Here is a 20,791-nt window from a genome sequence, read left to right on the forward strand (position 1 = left end):
GGGCCGCCCCTGTTATGAGTGATGTCCGCAACCCGCCCATCGCCGAGGTCGTGAACTCGGCGCTGGAACAGACCATTCCGGTGGCGCACCGGATGGGTGTGTGCGCCGAGGAGGTGCGGCGCGGGTATGCCGCGGCCACCGTGCCGGTCGAGGGCAACGGCAATCATTTCGGGGTCATGTACGCCGGGGTGCTGTTCACCGTCGGGGAGATCCTCGGCGGTGCCATCGCCGTGGCGAGTTTCGATACGGCGCGCTTCTATCCGCTGGTGAAGGATCTGCGGATCGTGTTCCGGAAGCCGGCGACCACGGCGGTACGCGCCCAGGCCACGCTGGACGAGGCCGAGATCGAGCGGATCGCGGCGGAGGCGGCGGCGAACGGTAAGGCGGATTTCACACTGCGCGCGGTGCTCAGTGATATCGACGGCGTGGTGGTCGCCGAGACCGAAGGGCTGTATCAGCTCCGCGCCCACCGGTGACCGGTCGCGGATCCGGTCCGCGCCACGATCGGCCCGGTCTCCCCGGAAGCGGGAAGGCCGGGCCGTGGTGTGTCCGAGTCAGAGCCCGGCCGAACCGGTCGGTGTCGGTGGCACCATCCGCCAGGGGCCGCAGTTCTCGGTCTTGAACCCCGCGTCGGTGGGTTTGACGGTGACGCGGATCGGGCCGAGTTTCGTGTAGTTGTTCTCGATGATGTAGCTCATATTCGTGTTGTCGCCCTCGATCAGCCGGAGTCGCCGCCAGTCACAGCTCCTGGTGGGATCCGTGGGTCCGGGCGATTCCCAGGTGCCGGGCCGGATATCCACCCCGACCCGGTAGACGCCGTCGTGCGGTATGGAATCCGCGGGCTCTGCCGCCGCGATACCGCTGCCCAGCACGGTCGCCGCCGACAGCACCGCACCGGCGATCAGGAACGTGCCTGCACGCATTCGATTCTCCTCGGTATTTCTTTGTTCTCGATACAACGAGATCCCCCGCAATCTCCCCGGCACGTTTACCAGAGTGGCGCTGGCGATTTCGGAGAATCGCGATATTTCCGGAGAACGCACGGGAAATGCCGGGCTATCGATCCGAACCGCCCCGGCGGCGCATTTTCTGAAACATATCCAATTCGGTTGGATGCGGTCCGATCGGCACGGCCTCTGCGCTCATCCCGGTATCGAGAACTCCGTGGCCCGCGTACGCCGGCGCGATCCACGAGCGGGACGGCGTCCGATCCGGTGCCGGAACCCCCGCGTCCCAGCGAGGTCGCCCGCCGCGCCGCCCGTATCATTGCGCGGTGGCTGAGCGCATACCCGTGGTGATCGTGGCCGGATTTCTCGGCGCCGGAAAGACCACCCTGCTCAACGACCTGCTGCGCAACAACCGGGGCACCCGGATCGGTGTGGTGGTCAACGATTTCGGGGCCGTGAACATCGACGCCATGCTGGTGGCCGGACAGGTCGACGCCATGGTGTCCCTGGGCAACGGATGTGTGTGCTGTGCGGTGGATGTCTCCGAACTCGACGATTTGTTCACCCGGCTCACCGAACCCCGCGCCGGGATCGATGTGATCGTGGTGGAGGCCAGTGGGCTGGCCGAACCGCGGAATCTGGTGCGGATGGTGGTGGGCAGCGAGAATTCCCGGATCCGCTACGGCGGGCTGCTCGAAGTGGTCGACGCGGGGGAGTTCGCGGGCAGTAGAGAGCGGCATCCGGAACTGGCGAGTCATCTGCGGCTGGCGGATCTGGTGGTGGTGAACAAAGCCGACCGGGTGGGTGCCGGACAACTGACGCAATTGCGGGCGGAGATCACGGAACTGACCGGGGGCGTACCGGTGTACGCGACCACTCGCGGGCGCATCGATCCCGGTCTGCTGTTCGATCCGCGCCGTCGTGGCGAACCGCGGATCGGTGAACAGCTCAGTTTCGACGAACTGCTCGACGAGCACTGTCACGACGAGCACGCCGGAGCCGGCCACCGGCATCTGCACGACGACTATGCGACCGTGGCGTTCACCGAGGCCGCCGCCCTGCATCCACGCCGCCTGATCGACTTCCTGGAAGATCCGCCCGCCGGACTGTTCCGCGCCAAGGGTTTCGTCACCTTCGCCGCGCCCGGACACGGCCGGTTCCTCCTGCATCTGGTCGGCCGTGCGATCACACTGGAACCGGCGCCCCGTTCCCGGGGCGAAGGGACAGAACTGGTACTCATCGGGACCGGCCTGGACACCGGAGCGGTACTGGACCGGTTACGCGACACCGTGCACCCCGGCCCCGAGGCCCTGGGGGATCAGGAGATGCTCGCAGTCTGGCGCTACGTTCCCGATCTCGGCGGGGGGACCGCCGAGGACTATCAGCCGCAGGCGTTGACCCATTCGGAGAGTCCGTCGGTGAACAGCTGACGTTTCCAGATCGGTACCTCGTGCTTGATCCGGTCGACCAGCGTCGAGCACGCCTCGAAGGCCGCGCCGCGATGGGGCGCGGCCACCGCTGTCACGATCGCCAGATCACCTACGACCAGGTTCCCGATCCGGTGTACGGCCGCCACCGGCAGACCGCTGGATTCGGCGACCGAGGCGCAACATTCGCGCAGGAAACGTATCGCCTCCGGATGCGCGGAGTACTCGAGCGCCGAAACCGCCTGCCCGCCGTCGTGATCGCGGACCACGCCGGTGAACAGCACCACGGCCCCGTAGTGCGCGCCGCGGACGGCGGTATCGACCACGGCGGGGTCCAAGGGCTGTTCGCTGATCTCGGCGAGCCGGACACCGGCCGCCGCGGTGGCGAATTCGCCGGGAGGCCCGGGGGTGAGGTCAGGCATGTGCGCTCTCGTTTCCGAAATTCTCGCCCGGCGGATGTCCCGCACGGTCGTTCTCGTGCGCGCCGCCGCCCGCCACCTGGGCGAGCAGATGCGCCAGCAGCGGTTCCAGCACCGCGATACCGTCTTTCACCCCGCCCTGGGAACCGGGCAGGTTCACCACCACCGAACGGCCGGCCAGTCCGGCGATTCCACGACTGAGCGCGGCCAGCGGGAATTTCGCGGTTCCGCGCTGCCGGACGGCCTCGGCCACCCCGGGGAGTTCCCGGTCCAGGACGGCGGCGGTCGCCTCCGGAGTGCGGTCGGTCGGGGAGGCACCGGTGCCGCCGGTGGTCACCACCAGATCCGGGCCGGTGTGCAAGGCGTCGGCCAGGCCGTCGGCGATATCGGCGTCGGCGTAGACGAGCGGCCCGCGCACGGTGTATCCGAGATCGCGCAGCCACGACACCAGACGAGGTCCGGTCGTGTCGGTCCGGGTTCCGGCCGCCGCACCGGTGGAGGCCACGACCACCACCGCGCTTCCGGCCGCCTCGTCGCGGAGGGTGTTCGCGTGCGCCGCGGGTTCGGCACGCGGCTCCGGATGTGCCGTGGTCCCGGTGCCGGCGATCCGCTCCGGGCGGGTCCAGTGGCCGCGTTTGCCGCCCTCTTTACTGAGCAGGCGGACCCCGGTCAACTCCGCTGCCGGATCGACCGCTTTCACCATGTCGTGCAGTGTCAGTCCGGCCACGGCCACCGCGGTGAGCGCTTCCATCTCCACACCGGTGGGGCCGGTCGTCTTCGCCGTGGCCTCGATGGTGACGGCGGTATCGGTGAAACCGAATTCGACCTTCACCGAGGACAGGGCGAGCTGATGGCACAGCGGAATCAGTTCGGAGGTCTTCTTGGCTCCCGCGATTCCGGCGAGCCGGGCGGTGGCGAGTACATCGGCCTTCGGCATATCGTCGGCCCGTACCAGCGCCACCACCTCGGGGGTGGTCTGCAGTGCTCCGCCCGCGACAGCGACCCGCGCGGTATCGGCTTTGGCACTCACATCCACCATGCGGGCGCGGCCTTCGGCGTCCACATGCGACAACTCGCTCATAGCGTCCACACTCGCACAGTCGCACCGGGCGGCAATTCGGTGACCGCCGCCGGAATATCGATCAGGACATCGGCTGCCGCCATACTCGCGACGAGATGGGAACCGGGACCCGACACCACCTCCACGGCGTGCGGCCGCGCACCGTTCCACACCAGCCGGCCGCGCAGGAACTGACGGCGCCCCTCCGGCGACCGGCGTACCGCGCCCAGAAGCGGCAGTTCGTACTCGGGCACCGGACCGAGCCCGGAGAGATGACGCAGGATGGGCCGCGCCAGCACCTCGAACGACACCACCGCGCTCACCGGATTACCGGGGAAACTGAGCACCGGTACTCCGTCGACGACGGTGAGTCCCTGGGGACCGCCCGGTTGCATGGCCACCGAACCGAATTCGCCGCCGAGCGGGATCAGCACCTCCCGCACGACCTCGAAATCACCCTTGGACACCCCACCGGTGGTGATCACCAGATCGGCGGCGGCGGTCGCCGCCCGCAGCAGCTGCCGGAACTCCTCGGGCTCGTCACCGCTGTGCTCGACGCCGGCGACGTCGACACCGTTCGCGGTGAGTGCCGCGGCCAGCGCGATCCCGTTGGAGTTGTAGATCTGCCCCGGCCGCAACGCGGTGCCGGCGGCGACCAGTTCGCTGCCGGTGCTGATCACCACCGCGCGCACCGGTGTGAACACCGGGATCCGGCCCACCCCGGCCGCGGCGAGCGCCGCGATATGGCGCGGCGCGAGCTCGGTCGCGGCGGCGACCAGTCCGGCACCGGCCCGGATATCGCTACCCGGTTCCCGGACGAATTCACCGGCCGAGCGGCCACGCGTGATCTGCACCGAGCTCGTCCCGGCGGTGGTGTCCTCCACCGGGACCACACAGTCGGCGCCGGCCGGTAGCGGCGCACCCGTCATCACCTTGCGGGCGGTACCGGGTGCCAAGGCCTCGCGACCGGGATCACCCGCGGCGATCACCCCGGTTGTCGGCAGGGTCACCGGCGTGACCGCGATATCCTCCGATCGCACGGCGTACCCGTCCATGGCGGAATTGCGGAAAACCGGCAGATCGATCGGCGCGTGCTGATCCTCGGCCAGCAGGCGGCCGAGCGCTTCGGCGACCGGGACTTCCACCACCGGCCGGTCGGCCAGCGGTCGCAACAGCTGTTCGATGGTGTCGCGATAGTCGTCCGCCGACCGGACCGGACGACTGACGGGCCGAGAGATCATAGGCCCAGACTAGTAGTGCCCACCGGGCGATCGCCGCCCGTCGGTACCCGCCGTGACGCGCGGGCGGGCGCCGCCGTGACCGGCGGATACCCCCGAGGTTCGATACAGCGGGGGGACCGGCGTACATAATGGAGGCGTGACGCTGGTCGAAATGGGGATCCCCACTGTGCGGTCCGGGCGTCCTTCTCTCGATGGGCGTCCGGAAACGCCGCTGCTGGTGGATCGATTCGGCCGGATCGCGCGGGATCTGCGGGTGTCCATCACCGAGAAGTGCTCGCTGCGCTGTACCTACTGCATGCCCGAAGAAGGACTGCCCGCGATTCCGCCCGCGGAACTGCTCACGGCCGCCGAGATCGTCCGCCTGGTCGCACTCGCGGTCCGTGAACTGGGGATCCGCGAGGTGCGGTTCACCGGTGGGGAGCCGCTGATGCGGCGCGATCTGGAGGAGATCGTGGCCGGTTGTCAGGCGGCCGTGCCCGGGATTCCGCTGGCCATGACCTCCAACGGCATAGGTCTGCGGCATCGCGCCGCCGGACTGGCCGCGGCCGGGCTGAGCCGGGTCAATATTTCGCTGGACACTGTGGACCGCGCGGATTTCGCCCGGCTGACCCGGCGCGACCGGCTGGATTCCGCGATGTCGGGTATCCGCGCCGCCGCCGCGGCCGGGCTGGCGCCGGTGAAGGTGAACGCGGTACTCATGCGGCAGACCCTGCGCGGTTCGGCGGACCTGCTGCGCTGGTGTCTGGACCAAGGCTGTGAACTGCGGTTCATCGAGGAAATGCCGCTGGACGCCGACCACGAATGGGCCCGGGCGAACATGGTGACCGCCGCTCAGCTGCTCGAGGTGCTCGGCGCCCGCTTCCGGCTCACTCCCGTCGGCCGGGACGATCCCGCCGCGCCCGCGGAGAGCTGGCTGGTCGACGGTGGTCCGGCCACCGTCGGGATCATCGCCTCGGTGACCCGTAAATTCTGCGATACCTGTGATCGCACCCGGCTCACCGCCGACGGTATGCTGCGCTCCTGCCTGTTCAGTGATCAGGAGTTCGATCTGCGGGCGAGTCTGCGCGCGGGTGCGAGCGACGAGGAACTCGCGCAGTTGTGGCGCGGCGCCATGTGGCAGAAATGGGCCGGGCACGGTATCGATGCCGAGGGTTTCGTCCCTCCGGAACGCACGATGGGAGCTATCGGTGGTTGAGGTCCGCTACTTCGCCGCCGTGGCCGATGCGGTCGGCAAGGACAGCGAAACCCTCGACCTGCCCGCCGGCGCCACGATCGCCGACCTTCGTTTCCGGCTGACCGAAACCTACGGTCCCGGCCTGGACAAGATGCTCGCCGTCTGTGCCTATCTGATGGGGGACGAACTGACCCGGGACAGTGCCGCGCCGCTGACTCCGCGCGTCGATGTCATGCCTCCCTTCGCCGGCGGCTGATCCGCTCCGGTATTTCCGCTCACCGAATTCGGCGCATCCTGTAGAGAAACCGCGTCCGCGCACGTCGTTGTGATGTGAGGGGTATCGGACCCCTCGCCGACGAGGAAGGATGACGGTATGCACTACCTGGCTCTGTTGACCGGCCGCGCGGACGAAGACGTCGCGCAGCCGGGTACGGCCGAGTTCGACGCGGAGGTCGCGCAGTACGCGGCGTTCGATGCGCAGGCGGGTGAGGTCGTCGCCGGTGGCGCGGCCCTCTATCCCGCCGAGACCGCGATCACCGTCCGCCGCGACGGCGGTACGACCCTGGTCACCGATGGCCCGTTCGCCGAGAACGCCGAGGTCGTGGGCGGGTTCTACGTATTCGATGTGGCCGATCTCGACCAGGCGATAGAACTCGCCCGCCGACTGCCCGCCGCCACCAGCGGATCGGTCGAACTCCGGCCACTGGTGCAGTGGCTGCCGCACGGCGCACCGGGGGCCGACTGGTGGACGGCCCTGCTGTGGGAGCAGGCCGATACGGTCGTGGTACCGGGCACCCCGGAATGGGAGTCCGGGGTGGCCGAGCACGAACGGTTCGGTACGCGGGCCGGGGCGGCGATCCGCGGTAGCGGCGCGTTGCAGCCACCCGCGACGGCGACCACGGTCCGTTCCGGATCGGGTGGGCGGCCGCTGATCACCGACGGTCCGTTCACCGAGTCCGCGGAGGTGGTCGCGGGGCTGTACCTGTTCACGGCACCGGATGCCGGCGCGGCCACCGAACTCGCCGCACTCATCCCGATCGGTGAGAAGGGCGGCACCGAGGTGCGACGGGTGGTCGATCTGAGCGCGTGAGCGATGGAGGAGCGGCCGGACTCGGCGGTGTGTATCGCGCCGAGTTCGGCCGCGCCGTGGCTACTGTCGCCCGGCTCACCGGTGATATCGAACTGGCCGAGGACGCGGTGCAGGAAGCATTCACCGCCGCGCTGCGTACCTGGCCGCGCGACGGTGTCCCGGCCAAGCCGGGTGCGTGGATCACCACTACGGCCCGCAATCGAGCGCTGGACCGGTTGCGCCGCGAAGCGGCGCGGTCGGACAAGGAGCGCGATGCCGTACGGTTCGATCCCGAGCCGGCCGCCGCGGATCCGGATACCGGCTGCCCCGACGATCGGCTGCTGATGATCTTCACCTGCTGTCATCCCGCGCTCGCGGAGCCGGCCAAGGTGGCGTTGACCCTGCGGTTCGTCTGCGGATTGCGAACGGCCGAGATCGCCCGACTGTTCCTGCAACCGGAAGCGACAGTCGCGCAACGGATCACCCGGGCCAAGGCCAAGATCCGCCAGGCCCGGATACCGCTGCGGGTCCCGCCTGCCCGGCTGCTGCCCGAACGGGCGCCGACCGTGCTCGCGGTGGTGCACCTGATGTTCACCGAGGGCTATTTCGCGACCGCCGGGCCCACCGCAGTGCGCGACGAACTGTGCGATGAGGCGATCCGGGTGGGGCAGTTGCTCTGCGAACTGCTCCCGGATGCCGAGCGTGCGGTCCGGTCGGAGTGCCACGCACTACTGGCCCTGATGCTGCTGACCGACAGCCGTCGGGCGCAGCGGCGGAACGGCGACGGAGAACTGGTTCCGCTCGCCGAGCAGGACCGGGACCGTTGGGACCGGGTGGCGATTCGCGAGGGCCGCAACCACCTGGTCCGCGCCGCCGCGGACGGGAACGGTCCGTATCTGGCGCAGGCCCGGATCGCGGCGGCCCATGCCATGGCACCGGATTGGGCGGCGACCGATTGGCCGGCCATCGTCGCCGCCTACGACGATCTGCTGGCCGTCGCGCCCTCGCCGGCCGCACGGGTGAACCGCGCGATCGCGGTGGGCCTGCGCGACGGCCCGGAAGCGGGCCTGCTGGCACTGGACGCGGTGGCCGGCGACCGGCGACTGGCCGGTGGGCAGCTCGTCACGGCTGCCCGCGCCGATCTGTACCGGCGGGCGGGCCGCCGCACCGATGCGGCGCGCGAGTACCGGGCCGCGATAGCGGCGGCCGGTAACGACCCCGCCCGCCGCTATCTCCGCCGCAGACTGGCCGAAATGGAGGTCGCCGAGGGCCCGGACTTCGCATCCGGCGAACTCCCGCGACAGTAGGGGCTGTCGCGGACACGGGTCACCACAATTCGGGTAGGGGTGCTCCCGGTGCGTAACCGGCCCACTGACGGCTGGCATAGCCCAGCTTGTCGGGGTTGGCGTGGCCGTGCACGGCGGCGATACCGTCGACGGTGACATGCAGGACCAAGATGCCGACGACCCGATCCTCGGACACCAGCACCAGCGCGGGCATGCCGTTGGCGACGGCCGCGAACATCTCGGGTTTGCCGCCGAGCTTGTCCCACGTGCCGTTCGAGGGCTTGATCGCGAGTCGCACGAACCGCGCGACGCGTTCCGCGCCGACCAGTGGCCGGTTCAGCGTCGCGACGAATTCGCCGCCGTCGCCGATGATGGAGGCATCGTCGGTGAGCAGTGTCACCAGCGTCTCGGTCTGTCCGCTGACCGCCGCGGCCAGGAATTCCGCCACGATCCGTCGCGCGGCGGCTTCGTCGACCTCGATGCGCGCACGGCCGGTCGAGAGATGCTGTTTGGCACGGCGGTAGATCTGCTGGCAGTTGGCATCGGTGATGTCGAGCAGTTCGGCGATCTCGTGGTGCGGGTAGCCGAAGGCCTCACGCAGTACATAGACGACCCGCTCTTTGGCGGTGAGTCGCTCCATGAGCGTGAGCATGGCGATCGAAACGGATTCCCGCTGCTCCACAGTGTCGGCCGGGCCCAGCATCGCGCTGCCGGCCAGTACCGGTTCCGGAAGCCACTGACCCACATAGGTCTCCCGGCGGGCGCGGGCGGAGGTGAGCTGGTTGAGGCAGAGATTGGTGAGCACTTTGGTCAGCCACGCCTCGGGAATCTCGACGTGCTCGCGGTCGGCGGCTTGCCAGCGCAGGTATGTCTCCTGCACCGCGTCCTCGGCATCGCCGGCCGAGCCCAGCAGGCGATAGGCGATCGCCTGCAAGCGGGCCCTGGAGCCTTCGAAAAGATCGGCCTCGCGCGTGAGCAACATGCGGATATCGTCGGTCACGGATACCGGGCACGTCCACCCCCTCGACCGGCACACCCTGGGAATTCACCGGTGACATGCTCGCTCGGGGCGCTCCGAGGTGCGAGCATCGGGGGGAGGCGGCAGCCCATCGGTATGGGCTGTGGCGTGGCCGCACCCGCTCGGGAGACGAGCAGTCGGTCGGCCGCGGTTCGCCGTCCCGGCCGGGCCCCGATCCGATCGCCGAGTCGGTGTGCGCCGTGGCCCGGCGCCGCTGCGCGGCTTTCGGAGCCGGGTTCGCTCAGCGCCACCAGTCGTCGAGCGGGGTGACCGGGACGGCCCGCTTGTGCCGGGTGTTGCGGAAGATCGTCTCGATCCGCTTCGCCACCTCGTCGGTGACGTTCTTGCCCTCGAGGTAATCGTCGATCTCGCTGTAGCGCAGGCCGAGTGCTTCCTCGTCGGGCAGTGCCGGACGCTCGTCCTCCAGATCGGCGGTGGGCACCTTGGACGACAGTCGTGCGGGAGCGCCGAGCTCCTCGAGCAGGGCCGCGCCCTGTCGTTTGGACAGACCGGTCAGCGGGGTCACGTCCACACCGCCGTCACCGAACTTGGTGAAGAAACCGGTCACCGCCTCGGCCGCGTGATCGGTGCCGACCACCAGCAGATTCTCCTGTCCGGCGAGGGCATACTGGATCACCATCCGTTCGCGAGCCTTGATGTTGCCGCGCACGAAATCTCGTAGTTTGCCGACCTTGAGGGCCGAGGCCACCTCGGCTGCTACGGCATTCGCACCGGGCCGAACGTTCACCACCACCGATTCGTCGGGCGCGACGAAGGTCATGGAGACCCGGGCGTCGGCTTCATCGGCCTGGACACCGTAGGGCAGCCGCACCGCGATGAATCTGGCCTCGTGGCCCTCCGCGCGCAACTCCTCGGCGGCCAGCTGGCACAGCCGCCCCGCGAGCGCGCTGTCCTGGCCGCCGCTGATGCCGAGTACGAAACCCTTTGCCGGTGTGGCGCGCAGATAGTTCTTCAGGAAATCGACGCGGCGCCGAACCTCCTCCTTCGGTTCGATGTCCGGCAGCACACCCAGTTCGGAGATGATCTGTTCCCGCAGGTTTCCCATGCCGGACCACTCTACTGCGCGGCCGGATCGGCTACGCGACGAACAAGGGCTTCCCAGTTGTCGCCGATCTGCCCGGGGGTGTAGCCGAGGGTGCGGATCTGGTGCAGGACGAGTGCGGCGCCGAGTGCGGCGAGCAGAGTATCGGCCAGCAGTGCCGGATCGCCCGCGGCGCCCGCATCGCGCAGCAGCATCGTCACATGGGTTTTCAGGACCAGATAGGGCCGGCTGCCGTAATGGTCTTCGGATGAACCGAGTTCGGCGGCTCGATGCAGTTCGCCCTCCACTTCGATATCGAGCAGCCGCGCGCGCCCGAACGCGACGAGTCGCTCCACCGGTGGTGCGCCGGGCCCCAGCGGCGGCGGTCCGAAGATGAACGCTTCCTGGGCCAGCGTTTCGGAATGGTCCAGCAGGGCGTACATCAGGCCGGTCCGGTTACCGAACCGCCGGAACACCGTGCCCTTGCCGACGCCGGCCCGTTTCGCCAGTGCGTCCATGGTGAGGGCGTCGACTCCGTGTTCGCGGACGAGTTCCTGTGCGGCGTCGAGCAATCGGCGCCGGTTGCGCGCGGCATCGGCGCGTTCGGCGGGTTCGGCGGTCCCGGGGAGCGCGGGTCCCACCGGCTGCGGCGGTAGAACCCGCAGCGCGAGGGGCGCCGCGGCGGCGGCCGGTGCGGATGCGGGGGTCTGTGGTGGTCCGGCCGGGGGTCTTCCGGAATCGGTGGAGTCCGGACTGAGTGTGTCGTAGTTCACGGCGCTGTGCGTCCCTCCGGAGGAATGTAGCGGACCGTGGTCCGGTTAGTCTGGGCAGTGGGATCGTCACACAACTAGTACCGCAGGAGTGAACATGAGTCAGACCCGTATCGTCGCCCTCGTCGGCAGCCTTCGCGGCGCCTCGATCAGCCGGCAGGTCACCGAGGCCGCGGTCGCCACCGCGCCCGGCGGCGCCGAGGTCTCCATCTACGAAGGTATCGGTGATATCCCGTTCTACAACGAGGATATCGACGTCGCGGGTTCGGTACCGGCCGCCGCCCAGGCGCTGCGCGACGCGGTCGCGGCGAGCGACGGGCTGCTGTTGGTCACCCCGGAATATAACGGCACCCTGCCCGCGGTACTGAAGAACGCGATCGATTGGCTGTCCCGGCCCTACGGTGCGGGCGCGATCAGCGGTCTGCCGGTGGCCGTGCTCAGCGGTTCGATCAGCCCCAACGCCGCGCGGTGGGCGCACGCCGACGCGGTCAAGTCCGTGGGTATCGCCGGCGGGAAGGTCGTCGAGGAGGCGCATCTGCACTACGCCGCCTGGGGTGAGCGTTTCGCTGCCGGCCATCCGCGTGAGGACGCGGACGCCCAGCGCGAGCTGGCCGCGGCCGTGCAGGTTCTGGTCACCGCGGCTCGCGGGGAACTCGTCTCTGCCTGATCCCGCAGCGGTACGCGAGGGCCGCCCCGTCCCACCGGACGGGGCGGCCCTCGCGTTTCCGGTCGGTCGGTTTCGTACGGGACCGGAGGGCCTGCTGGGGTCCGGAGCTACTGGTGTGACGGGCGTAGTCTCCTGCGTTTGCTGAAAGAGAGCTGGCCCGATGGATTTGTGATCTGGACCACGATGAACGCGGCGTGTCGAGTTGCTGTCCTGCGGCTTACAGCGGTGAAATCACATGGTTGTGACTCGCAACATCTCGTGTTGTTTCTTTCTGTCGGCCACTAGGTGTAGTGTCATCGATGCCTGGAGACGGCGGTGCAATCGGCCCGCCGGCGCCGGGTGGAACCGGCCCGGACGTGGCGTTTCAGGGTCGGTCCTCGGAGTTTGCGCAGATCATCCGATCGTGCCGACCACACCGCACAGACAGACGGGTCACCGGCTGCGATCAGTCATGCGGTGAGCTCGGCCCGGAGGGCGGCGGACCGTCACCACGAAGGCCGCGAACACCGCACATAGGCACAGGAGAGAGGGACTCGAATGATCACCGTGTACACCAAGCCCGCTTGCGTCCAGTGCAACGCCACCTACAAGGCTCTCGACAAGGCCGGGGTGGAATATCAGGTCGTCGATATCTCCGAGGACGCCGATGCCCGCGACTACGTGATGGCCCTCGGCTACCTGCAGGCTCCCGTGGTCGTCTCCGGTGACGAGCACTGGTCCGGCTTCCGTCCGGACCGCATCAAGGCGCTGGCCACCGTCGCTGCCTGAGCGCGTCAGGCCCGGAGGCGGCAACGCAGTGTCACCACGAAGGGCCCGAGCTCAGGCGTAATAGGCACAGCCTGAGCGCGTCAGGCCCGAACCGATCGGGGAGCAGGGGAGGTGAGATGTCGGAATCGAATTCGCTGGTCTACTTCTCCAGCGCTTCGCAGAACACACACCGATTCGTCGAGAAGCTGGATATCCCGGCGCTCCGGATACCCCTGCACACCACCGAGTCCCTGCGCGTCGACGAACCCTACGTGCTGATCGTCCCCACCTACGGGGGCGGTCGGCACGTGTTGGGTTCTTCGGCTCGCCCGGACAAGGAATTCGTACCGCGCCAGGTCGCCAAGTTCCTCAACGATCCGCACAATCGCGCACTACTGCGCGGGGTGATCGCGGCCGGGAACACGAACTTCGGTGACACCTTCTGCTTCGCAGGTGATGTCATCTCCCGCAAATGCGGGGTGCCCTACCTGTACCGCTTCGAACTCATGGGAACCGCCGAGGACGTCGCCCGCGTCCGTGAGGGATTGGGATTGTTTTGGCAGCAACAACGACAGCACCAGCAGGTATGACGGCCCGCCTGGAGCAGCCCCCGCAGCGCGCCGGCGAACCCGGTGAGGTCCTGGACTACCACGCCCTCAACGCGATGCTGAACCTGTACGGTCCGAACGGCGAGATCCAGTTCGACAAGGATCGCGAGGCCGCGCACCAGTACTTCTTGCAGCACGTCAACCAGAACACCGTCTTCTTCCACAACCTCGACGAGAAGCTCGACTATCTCGTCGAGGAGAACTACTACGAACCCGAGGTACTCGACCAGTACAGCCGGGCCTTCGTGAAGAAGCTGTTCCAGCAGGCGTACGCCGCGAAGTTCCGGTTCCCCACCTTTCTCGGCGCGTTCAAGTACTACACCTCCTACACCCTCAAGACCTTCGACGGGAAGCGCTACCTGGAGCGTTTCGAGGACCGGGTCTGCATGGTCGCGCTGACCCTGGCCGCCGGTGACGAGGTACTCGCGGGCATGCTCGTCGAGGAGATCATCGACGGCCGCTTCCAGCCGGCCACCCCGACCTTCCTCAATTCCGGTAAGAAGCAGCGCGGCGAACCGGTGTCCTGCTTCCCGGCAGGAACCCCGGTGGACACCATCGACGGCCCCCGGCCGATAGAGACCTTGCGCCCGGGTGACCGAGTCCTCTCCCACGATGGTTCGTATTCCACGGTGGAGAAGTTGATCGAGAACCCCAACGATCAGGCGCTGATCTCGATTTCGCACTTCGGGCACAAGGAGCCGATTCTCTGCACCCCAGAACACCCGATTCTGGTCTGGACCGCTCGTGACGTCGAGACTCTGATCGACGGGGACGGTGCCGACCCGTTCAATGGGTTCGTGTGGCTGGCCGCGCAGGATGTCCATCCTTCGGATTTCATCGTGACAACGGCACCGCTGGACATCCGAGAGCGCCGGACGTTCGATCTGATGAAATTCGTCGGCGAGGGGGCCTATGAAGAAGTCGACGGGCAGATCCGCAAGGTCGACACGGATGCGAAGCACCGTAACAAACAGCGGCATCACCAGCGCTTCGTTGCGGTGAACCGCATTGTCGAGGAGTCTTATGACCTGGGCCTGATTCTCGGGTGGTACCTCTCCGAAGGGTTTGTGTCCAAGCGGTCGGGTGTCGACGGTGTCCGGCCGAACGGTGTTCACTTCACGCTGGGCGCGCATGAGGCCGAATATCATGTCGAACTCGGCATGGCGTTCAAGCAGGTGTTCGGTGTCGATCTTTCGCTGCACACGAATCACTCCGACCACTCCACGAAGATGGTGTGCAACAGCGGTGTCGTCGCATCGATGATGTTGTCGATGGCCGGAACGGGCTACAGCATGAAACGGCTGTCGCACGATGTGATGACCGCGGACGAGGATTTCCAGCGCGGCCTGCTCGCTGGACTGTTCCGTGGCGACGGGTGCAGCACCACCGGAGGAATGGTTCTCGATCTGGTGAATCCCGACCTGGTCGATCAGGTGCAACTGCTTCTGCGGCGCCTCGGCATCGTATCGGTCGTCCGCACGTACGTGAATCAGGCAGGAAATCAGACCGGCCAGGTCTTCGTACCCGGGTTACCCGGTACAAACGAAGAGTTCATCTTCGATATCGGTAAGAACCTGCACAACTACACCGGCCGCAAGGGTACGAAGCGTTCGACCTACCAGGTCGTGCAGGGCCGCCATGTCTACGGTGTCCGGGCGATCGAGCGTACAAACGAAGCGCCCGAGAAGGTCTATAACCTGCACGTCGAAGACACTCACACCTACACGATTCGCGGCACCGTCGTGCACAATTGCTTCCTGCTCCGTATCGAGGACAATATGGAGTCCATCGGGCGCTCCATCAATTCCGCGCTGCAGCTGTCCAAGCGCGGTGGCGGGGTCGCGTTGCTGCTCAGCAATATCCGTGAGCACGGCGCGCCGATCAAGAAGATCGAGAACCAGTCCTCCGGCGTCATCCCGATCATGAAGCTGCTCGAGGACTCCTTCTCCTACGCCAACCAGCTCGGTGCGCGCCAGGGCGCGGGCGCGGTGTACCTGCACGCTCACCACCCCGATATCTATCGGTTCCTCGACACCAAGCGGGAGAACGCGGACGAGAAGATCCGCATCAAAACCCTGTCGCTGGGTGTGGTGATCCCCGACATCACCTTCGAACTGGCCAAGAAGAACGAGGACATGTATCTGTTCTCGCCGTACGACGTGGAACGTATCTACGGCAAGCCGTTCGCCGATGTCGATGTCACCGAGAAGTACTACGAGATGGTCGACGACAAGCGGATCCGCAAGTCCAAGATCAAGGCGCGCGAGTTCTTCCAGACCATCGCCGAGCTGCAGTTCGAATCCGGCTACCCCTACATCATGTTCGAGGACACGGTGAACCGGGCCAACCCGATCGCCGGCAAGATCACCCATTCGAACCTGTGCTCGGAGATCCTGCAGGTCTCCACCCCGTCGATCTACAACGACGACCTCACCTACTCCCATGTGGGCAAGGACATCTCCTGCAACCTGGGGTCGCTGAACATCGCCAAGGCGATGGATTCCCCGGACTTCGCGCGCACCATCGAGGTCTCCATCCGGGCGTTGACGGCCGTCTCCGACCAGACCCATATCAACTCGGTGCCCTCGATCGAACAGGGCAACAACTCCTCGCACGCCATCGGGCTCGGCCAGATGAACCTGCACGGCTATCTGGCCCGCGAACATATCCACTACGGGTCCGAAGAGGGCCTGGACTTCACCAATATCTACTTCTACACGGTCGTCTTCCACGCCCTGCGGGCATCGAACGCGCTGGCGCGCGAACGCGGTACCTGGTTCGGCGGGTTCCCGGAGTCCAAGTACGCCAGCGGTGAGTACTTCGACAAGTACACCGACCGGGTGTGGGAACCGCAGACCGAGCGGATCGCGCGCTTGTTCGCCGACGCCGGTATCCGCATCCCCACCCAGGACGACTGGCGGGAACTGAAGGCCGCGGTCATGGAATACGGCCTGTACAACCAGAATCTGCAGGCCGTCCCGCCGACCGGTTCGATCTCCTACATCAACCACTCCACCAGCTCGATCCACCCGGTGGCGTCGAAGATCGAGATCCGCAAGGAAGGCAAGATCGGCCGCGTCTACTACCCGGCTCCGTACATGACCAACGAGAACCTGGACTACTACCAGGACGCGTACGAGATCGGCTACGAGAAGATCATCGACACCTACGCCGCGGCTACCCAGCACGTGGACCAGGGCCTGTCGCTGACGCTGTTCTTCAAGGACACGGCCACCACCCGCGACCTGAACAAGGCCCAGATCTACGCCTGGCGCAAGGGCATCAAAACCCTCTACTACATCCGCCTGCGGCAGATGGCCCTGGAGGGCACCGAGGTCGAGGGCTGCGTGAGCTGCATGCTCTGAGGAACCCGGCTACATATCTATCGCAATAACCGACAGTCGGCATCGCTGGTCTTCGTAACGGAAGGGCGGTGCCGACTGCAGTTTGAGGTACCACCGCCCATAGCATCCCATAGCATCGAGCGCTATATTGGGTGAATGACGAGGACGATCAGCCAAGCCGAGCTACGCAACGGCAGCGCGGGTGTGATGGATGCGCTGGAAGCGGGCGAGGATTTCGTCATTACCCGCAACGGACGACCCGTCGGCGAACTGCGCCCGATCACGACCCGGCAGAACCTGACGACCGCCGAACTGAAGAAGCGGCTCGCCAGGTTCGCGAGCACTGCGAATGCTGCGGATGAGCGCGCAGAAATCGACGTCGCGTTCGGAGAGGACCGGCTGGATGACTGAACCGGGGGGAAAGTTCCGTTATCCAGTCGGTCTGTTGGATACGTGTGTACTCATCGACTTGGCGGTTATCGACGATGAGGAACTTCCGATCCAGCCGAAGATCAGCACGGTGACGCTTGCGGAGTTGGGCTCGGGCATAGCGCTGGCATCGAATGCGGAAACGCTCGCTCTGCGTACCGAACGACTTCTGGAGATCGAGCACGCTTTCGATGCACTGCCGTTCTCCTCCATCGCGGCGCGGCGATTCACCTCGATGGCGAAACTGGTGCATACGGCCGGACGAAATCCCAAGCCGCGCAAGATGGATCTGATGATAGCTGCGATCGCCTCGTCCAACGATCTGCCGCTGTTCACCCGCAATGTGGACGACTTCAAAGGTCTTGATCCGTTGCTGACCGTCGTCGCGCTCTGAAGGTTCCTCCTCGGAGTTCAATCGGCCGCCGATACGGGCTGCCGGCTGCTGGACGGACCGTCCTACCGACGGGAAGACGGTCCATCCACGCCGCACTTGCCGCCCGGCAGCCGGGTCGGACAGATAGGCGTTGTCCAGTCGTGTCGTGATACGGCCGGCGCGAAAGGGGCAGGGGCTCAGTCGGTGAGCGCAGGGAGCACTTCGCGTTCGAAGAGTTCGATACCGCTGGTGTCGTAGGCCGCCTCGGGGAAGTTGAAGATGGCGTAGCCCAGCCCGCGATCGCGGACGGCGGTGAGTTTCGCCACGATCTGTTCCGGGGTGCCGACCGCCGCGCCGTCGTTGTTCAGGTTGTCGACGTAGGCTCGAGCCTTCTTTTCGCCCAGTACCGGGACGAGCCGGGCGGCGTGCTCGGACTTGCGCTGTTCGACCTCGGCTTCGGTGGTACCGATGGCGACATTGAAGTTGGCGCTGCGCACGATGGCGTCGAAATCGGTGCCCACATCGACGCAGTGCGCGCGCAGGATCTCGGATTTGTGGGTGAACTCGTCGGGGTTGTTACCGGCGAAATTCGTGTAGTTCGCGTATTTCGCGGCGATACGCAGGGTTTTCTTCTCGCCGCCGCCCGCGATCCACAGCGGCGGGCCGCCCTCCTGAGCGGGTAGCGGGCGCACAATAGCGCCGTCCACCTGGTAGTAGCGGCCGTCGAGGGTGGCACTGCCGGTCTGCCAGGCCTGGCGGAAGATCTGTACCCCTTCGTCCAGGCGGCCGAGCCGTTCACCGGCGCTGGGGAAGCCGTATCCGTAGGCGCGCCATTCGTGTTCGTACCAGCCGCCGCCGATACCCATCTCGGTGCGGCCACCGGAGATCAGGTCCACCGTCGCGGCGACCTTGGCGAGGTAGGCGGGGTTGCGGTAGCTGATCGCCGTACACATCTGGCCCAGCCGCACCCGCGAGGTGGTCGCGGCGAAGGCCGACATCAGCGTCCACGCCTCGTGGGTGGCTTCGTCGCTGGGCTCCGGGACCGTATGGAAATGGTCGTACACCCACAGCGACTCCCACACCGGGTTCGCGTCGGCGCGGGCCGCGAGACCTCGCATCACCTCCCAGTGGGTAGCGGGTTCGAGACCTACCAGGTCGAGACGCCACCCCTGCGGGATGAAGATTCCGAAGCGCACAGCACTCTCCTCAGATGTCGGGCCCGGGGGCCGTCGCGAGATATCTCGACCTCCACTCTGTCGAGGACTCACGATGCGGGCAACGGTTGCGCGCTGCCCGCGTCGAATTGCGAGCGCCCGCGTCGAGGTCCATCGGGCGCTGCGCGACCTCGTACCACATCTGTATCTCTTCGGTGTGCAGCGCGGGCCGATCCCGCAGTGGGTCCGACACGCCCGCACCTGGCCGGAGGTCGAGGACGCGATTCTCCCCTGGAGCTGAGCAATGCGGTATCTCGCCGCCGCGGAAACCTGCGTGCGCAGTGCGCTCGTTTCCGGTCTTGACTACGACGTAGCGTCACACCTCAAGCTCTTGATATGAGGATCAGCGAAATAGCCACGGCCGCCGGAACGACGCCCCGCGCCGTCCGCCACTACCACCGGCTCGGCCTGCTTCCCGAACCGGTCCGCCCCGACCACGGCTACCGCGATTACGGAATGGCGGAGCTGGCGCGGCTCATGCGTATCCGCTGGCTCGCCGACAACGGATTGCCGCTGGGTGCGGTGGCCGCGGTGTTCGCGACCGAGCACGGATCATCGGATACCGATGATCTCCGTGCCGATCTGGCGGCGCTGCACGACGAGATCTCCCACCGGGTGGCCCAGCTCGTGCGCAAGAAGGAAGGGCTGGGCCGGATGCTGGCCGCCGTCGACGCGGGCCGCACGCTCACCGCGTTACCCGTGGATCTCGCCGCCGCACTCGATACCGCCCGGGAGCAGGCCGACGATCTGGAACGTGCCGCGTTCGACCGGGAGCGCGATCTGCTGGAGATCATCGCGATCTCCGGCGATACCCCGGACGAACTGTTCACCTGGTTCGCGCGCGCGATCTCGAACACCTCGGCCCGGGCGAGCTATCGCCGGGTACTGCGTGGCTGGGAGCAGTTGAGCGGCCGGCCGGTGGACCAGTGCGGGGAGTTGATCGAACAGGTGGCGCACGAACTCGTCGCGGGTCTGCGGGCCGCCGATTTCGATTCGCTGGAGGTTTCCGGCGACGCGAGCGGACCCGATTGGTCGCCGGTGGATCTCGTCCCCGACCCGGCTCAGCGTGCGGCGGTACTGCGCGCGATCGAACTGCTGACCGGCGATCCGGGCGGCCGGCCGTGACCGGGCGGGCGACCGGGTTGCTGCGAAACCAGGTCCGGGCCTACCGCGGAATCTGGTTGTGGGCACGCCGTCGGACCGATTGCGACGGCCGGGAACGCCGGCCGCTGCCCGGTACCCAGGGTGTGCTGGCGCTGCCGCTGGCCTTCCTGGCGGCCACGGTGCTGGAGATGACGATGCTGCACATCCTGATCCCGTGGCTGTGGCTGAATGCGCTGCTCGGCGTGCTGTCACTGTGGTCACTGCTGTTGTTGTTCGCGGTGGTCGTCGCCGATATCGCCTACCCGCACTACGCGACCGACCGGGCGCTCGTGCTGCGCCGCGGCGGCCGCGAGGTCGCGACCGTAGCGTTCGACCGGATCGCGGCCGTCGCCGACCATCGCCGCTACAACCACACCGGGACCGCCCTCGACGGCGACCGCCTGTTCCTCGCCGGCCCGGACGGCACCACCGTCGACGTGACGTTGCGCGAACCGGTCGATATCCGGGTGGAGTCGCCGCTGCCCAGCGGCCGGATCGCCGCCGCGGTGACCCGGATCAGCCTGTTTCTCGACGATCCCGCGGAACTACGCGGGGCGCGGACACGCCCGAGAGTGTGAAACGCCGTGTGCCGAACATGTCGATGCCGACTTCCCATGATCAGGATGTACTCTGATCAAGAATCCGTTCGCGTTCATAGACTGAAATCCGGATCGGGCGTTCATATACGCGCGTGGCGGCGACTCGAGAGGTGGTGGTGTTGTAATGCGCAGCGAACCTCCCAGTCGAAGGCCGCGCGGCGTCGTCCGCCCGCGTTTCCGCTAGCAGCGACTGCCGGCGGAGCGGTCCGGCTCG

General features: G+C 67.0%; 22 protein-coding genes and 1 pseudogene. 15 read left to right on the forward strand and 8 right to left on the reverse strand.

Translation table 11 applies throughout. The features are described 5' to 3' along the window. The first annotated feature begins 14 nt into the window (after positions 1–14). A complete protein-coding gene (locus ACWEWT_RS32560) occupies positions 15–476 on the forward strand; it encodes a PaaI family thioesterase (RefSeq protein WP_452564683.1) in 462 nt (153 codons plus the stop codon). Between the two features lie 78 nt (positions 477–554). On the opposite strand, the gene ACWEWT_RS32565 is transcribed toward ACWEWT_RS32560, so the two are convergent. Beyond that, positions 555–923, reverse strand: coding sequence for a hypothetical protein (locus ACWEWT_RS32565; protein ID WP_452564684.1), 369 nt, complete (start codon positions 921–923; stop codon positions 555–557). A 350-nt stretch (positions 924–1,273) separates the two neighbouring features. Here ACWEWT_RS32565 and ACWEWT_RS32570 point away from each other — a divergent pair, with 350 nt between their 5' ends. Next, a complete protein-coding gene (locus ACWEWT_RS32570; protein WP_452564685.1) occupies positions 1,274–2,377 on the forward strand; it encodes a CobW family GTP-binding protein in 1,104 nt (367 codons plus the stop codon). Here ACWEWT_RS32570 and ACWEWT_RS32575 read toward each other — a convergent pair. The 3 genes from ACWEWT_RS32575 to ACWEWT_RS32585 are packed head-to-tail and all read right to left on the reverse strand — an operon-like array spanning position 2,329 to position 5,094. Beyond that, a complete protein-coding gene (locus ACWEWT_RS32575) occupies positions 2,329–2,796 on the reverse strand; it encodes a molybdenum cofactor biosynthesis protein MoaE (protein ID WP_452564686.1) in 468 nt (155 codons plus the stop codon). The genes ACWEWT_RS32570 and ACWEWT_RS32575 overlap by 49 nt on opposite strands. Beyond that, complete coding sequence (gene moaCB, locus ACWEWT_RS32580; protein WP_452564687.1) at positions 2,789–3,874, reverse strand: bifunctional molybdenum cofactor biosynthesis protein MoaC/MoaB; 1,086 nt, start codon at positions 3,872–3,874, stop codon at positions 2,789–2,791. Before moaCB ends, ACWEWT_RS32575 begins: the two co-directional genes overlap by 8 nt. Beyond that, complete coding sequence (locus ACWEWT_RS32585; protein WP_452564688.1) at positions 3,871–5,094, reverse strand: molybdopterin molybdotransferase MoeA; 1,224 nt, start codon at positions 5,092–5,094, stop codon at positions 3,871–3,873. Before ACWEWT_RS32585 ends, moaCB begins: the two co-directional genes overlap by 4 nt. 136 nt (positions 5,095–5,230) lie before the next feature. On the opposite strand from ACWEWT_RS32585, the gene moaA reads away from it, so the two are divergent. From moaA to ACWEWT_RS32605, 4 genes are all read left to right on the forward strand, one after another. Further along, positions 5,231–6,289 carry a GTP 3',8-cyclase MoaA gene (gene moaA, locus ACWEWT_RS32590; protein WP_452564689.1) on the forward strand — a complete coding sequence of 353 codons (1,059 nt, stop codon included), beginning with the start codon at positions 5,231–5,233 and terminating at the stop codon, positions 6,287–6,289. Next, positions 6,282–6,524, forward strand: coding sequence for a MoaD/ThiS family protein (locus ACWEWT_RS32595; RefSeq protein WP_452564690.1), 243 nt, complete (start codon positions 6,282–6,284; stop codon positions 6,522–6,524). The genes moaA and ACWEWT_RS32595 overlap by 8 nt, the downstream gene beginning before the upstream one ends. A 117-nt stretch (positions 6,525–6,641) precedes the next feature. Then, the gene (locus ACWEWT_RS32600) at positions 6,642–7,358 is read left to right on the forward strand and encodes a YciI family protein (RefSeq protein WP_452564691.1); all 717 of its coding nucleotides are present in this window, start codon (positions 6,642–6,644) and stop codon (positions 7,356–7,358) included. After that, positions 7,355–8,644, forward strand: a complete 1,290-nt coding sequence (locus ACWEWT_RS32605) for an RNA polymerase sigma factor (protein ID WP_452564692.1) — start codon at positions 7,355–7,357, stop codon at positions 8,642–8,644. Before ACWEWT_RS32600 ends, ACWEWT_RS32605 begins: the two co-directional genes overlap by 4 nt. Before the next feature lie 19 nt (positions 8,645–8,663). Here ACWEWT_RS32605 and sigJ read toward each other — a convergent pair whose 3' ends face one another. From sigJ to ACWEWT_RS32620, 3 genes are all read right to left on the reverse strand, one after another. Continuing rightward, positions 8,664–9,605 carry an RNA polymerase sigma factor SigJ gene (sigJ, locus tag ACWEWT_RS32610; RefSeq protein WP_452564693.1) on the reverse strand — a complete coding sequence of 314 codons (942 nt, stop codon included), beginning with the start codon at positions 9,603–9,605 and terminating at the stop codon, positions 8,664–8,666. Positions 9,606–9,882: 277 nt separating this feature from the next. Further along, complete coding sequence (nadE, locus tag ACWEWT_RS32615; RefSeq protein ID WP_452564694.1) at positions 9,883–10,707, reverse strand: ammonia-dependent NAD(+) synthetase; 825 nt, start codon at positions 10,705–10,707, stop codon at positions 9,883–9,885. Positions 10,708–10,718: 11 nt separating this feature from the next. Then, positions 10,719–11,324: a TetR/AcrR family transcriptional regulator gene (locus ACWEWT_RS32620; RefSeq protein ID WP_452564719.1), complete on the reverse strand. Its 606-nt coding sequence runs from the start codon at positions 11,322–11,324 to the stop codon at positions 10,719–10,721. Positions 11,325–11,550: 226 nt separating this feature from the next. Here ACWEWT_RS32620 and ACWEWT_RS32625 point away from each other — a divergent pair, with 226 nt between their 5' ends. The 6 genes and pseudogenes from ACWEWT_RS32625 to ACWEWT_RS32650 all read left to right on the forward strand — a co-directional run bounded on the left by ACWEWT_RS32625 (position 11,551) and on the right by ACWEWT_RS32650 (position 17,642). After that, on the forward strand, positions 11,551–12,120 hold the full coding sequence (locus tag ACWEWT_RS32625; protein ID WP_452564695.1) for an NAD(P)H-dependent oxidoreductase: 570 nt from the start codon (positions 11,551–11,553) through the stop codon (positions 12,118–12,120). A gap of 537 nt (positions 12,121–12,657) precedes the next feature. Further along, the gene (nrdH, locus tag ACWEWT_RS32630) at positions 12,658–12,888 is read left to right on the forward strand and encodes a glutaredoxin-like protein NrdH (protein WP_452564696.1); all 231 of its coding nucleotides are present in this window, start codon (positions 12,658–12,660) and stop codon (positions 12,886–12,888) included. A gap of 116 nt (positions 12,889–13,004) precedes the next feature. Next, the gene (nrdI, locus tag ACWEWT_RS32635) at positions 13,005–13,457 is read left to right on the forward strand and encodes a class Ib ribonucleoside-diphosphate reductase assembly flavoprotein NrdI (RefSeq protein ID WP_452564697.1); all 453 of its coding nucleotides are present in this window, start codon (positions 13,005–13,007) and stop codon (positions 13,455–13,457) included. Between the two features lie 47 nt (positions 13,458–13,504). Then, a pseudogene (gene nrdE / locus ACWEWT_RS32640) lies at positions 13,505–16,840 on the forward strand (class 1b ribonucleoside-diphosphate reductase subunit alpha); the annotation flags it as partial. 135 nt (positions 16,841–16,975) lie between these two features. Further along, entirely contained in the window at positions 16,976–17,230 is a 255-nt protein-coding gene (locus ACWEWT_RS32645; RefSeq protein ID WP_452564698.1) for a type II toxin-antitoxin system Phd/YefM family antitoxin, read from the forward strand. Beyond that, the gene (locus tag ACWEWT_RS32650) at positions 17,223–17,642 is read left to right on the forward strand and encodes a PIN domain-containing protein (RefSeq protein ID WP_452564699.1); all 420 of its coding nucleotides are present in this window, start codon (positions 17,223–17,225) and stop codon (positions 17,640–17,642) included. The genes ACWEWT_RS32645 and ACWEWT_RS32650 overlap by 8 nt, the downstream gene beginning before the upstream one ends. 176 nt (positions 17,643–17,818) lie before the next feature. Here ACWEWT_RS32650 and ACWEWT_RS32655 read toward each other — a convergent pair whose 3' ends face one another. Then, positions 17,819–18,817 (reverse strand): LLM class F420-dependent oxidoreductase, encoded by a 999-nt coding sequence (locus ACWEWT_RS32655; RefSeq protein WP_452564700.1) that lies wholly within the window; start codon positions 18,815–18,817, stop codon positions 17,819–17,821. A 73-nt stretch (positions 18,818–18,890) separates the two neighbouring features. Here ACWEWT_RS32655 and ACWEWT_RS32660 point away from each other — a divergent pair, with 73 nt between their 5' ends. From ACWEWT_RS32660 to ACWEWT_RS32670, 3 genes are all read left to right on the forward strand, one after another. After that, complete coding sequence (locus ACWEWT_RS32660; RefSeq protein ID WP_452564701.1) at positions 18,891–19,076, forward strand: hypothetical protein; 186 nt, start codon at positions 18,891–18,893, stop codon at positions 19,074–19,076. 95 nt (positions 19,077–19,171) lie between these two features. Further along, the gene (locus tag ACWEWT_RS32665; RefSeq protein WP_452564702.1) at positions 19,172–19,960 is read left to right on the forward strand and encodes a helix-turn-helix domain-containing protein; all 789 of its coding nucleotides are present in this window, start codon (positions 19,172–19,174) and stop codon (positions 19,958–19,960) included. After that, complete coding sequence (locus tag ACWEWT_RS32670) at positions 19,957–20,556, forward strand: hypothetical protein (protein ID WP_452564703.1); 600 nt, start codon at positions 19,957–19,959, stop codon at positions 20,554–20,556. Before ACWEWT_RS32665 ends, ACWEWT_RS32670 begins: the two co-directional genes overlap by 4 nt. Positions 20,557–20,791: the final 235 nt, after the last annotated feature.

This window comes from Nocardia sp. NPDC003963 (genome assembly GCF_053605105.1).

Bases quoted from the DNA above. Each gene is read 5' to 3' on its own strand.
- ACWEWT_RS32560 (WP_452564683.1), top strand. From the start codon at position 15: ATGAGTGATGTCCGCAACCCGCCCATCGCCGAGGTCGTGAACTCGGCG.
- ACWEWT_RS32565 (WP_452564684.1), bottom strand. From the start codon at position 923: ATGCGTGCAGGCACGTTCCTGATCGCCGGTGCGGTGCTGTCGGCGGCG.
- ACWEWT_RS32575 (WP_452564686.1), bottom strand. From the start codon at position 2,796: ATGCCTGACCTCACCCCCGGGCCTCCCGGCGAATTCGCCACCGCGGCG.
- moaCB (WP_452564687.1), bottom strand. From the start codon at position 3,874: ATGAGCGAGTTGTCGCATGTGGACGCCGAAGGCCGCGCCCGCATGGTG.
- ACWEWT_RS32585 (WP_452564688.1), bottom strand. From the start codon at position 5,094: ATGATCTCTCGGCCCGTCAGTCGTCCGGTCCGGTCGGCGGACGACTAT.
- ACWEWT_RS32600 (WP_452564691.1), top strand. From the start codon at position 6,642: ATGCACTACCTGGCTCTGTTGACCGGCCGCGCGGACGAAGACGTCGCG.
- sigJ (WP_452564693.1), bottom strand. From the start codon at position 9,605: ATGTTGCTCACGCGCGAGGCCGATCTTTTCGAAGGCTCCAGGGCCCGC.
- nadE (WP_452564694.1), bottom strand. From the start codon at position 10,707: ATGGGAAACCTGCGGGAACAGATCATCTCCGAACTGGGTGTGCTGCCG.
- ACWEWT_RS32625 (WP_452564695.1), top strand. From the start codon at position 11,551: ATGAGTCAGACCCGTATCGTCGCCCTCGTCGGCAGCCTTCGCGGCGCC.
- nrdH (WP_452564696.1), top strand. From the start codon at position 12,658: ATGATCACCGTGTACACCAAGCCCGCTTGCGTCCAGTGCAACGCCACC.
- nrdI (WP_452564697.1), top strand. From the start codon at position 13,005: ATGTCGGAATCGAATTCGCTGGTCTACTTCTCCAGCGCTTCGCAGAAC.
- ACWEWT_RS32645 (WP_452564698.1), top strand. From the start codon at position 16,976: ATGACGAGGACGATCAGCCAAGCCGAGCTACGCAACGGCAGCGCGGGT.
- ACWEWT_RS32650 (WP_452564699.1), top strand. From the start codon at position 17,223: ATGACTGAACCGGGGGGAAAGTTCCGTTATCCAGTCGGTCTGTTGGAT.
- ACWEWT_RS32660 (WP_452564701.1), top strand. From the start codon at position 18,891: ATGCGGGCAACGGTTGCGCGCTGCCCGCGTCGAATTGCGAGCGCCCGC.
- ACWEWT_RS32665 (WP_452564702.1), top strand. From the start codon at position 19,172: ATGAGGATCAGCGAAATAGCCACGGCCGCCGGAACGACGCCCCGCGCC.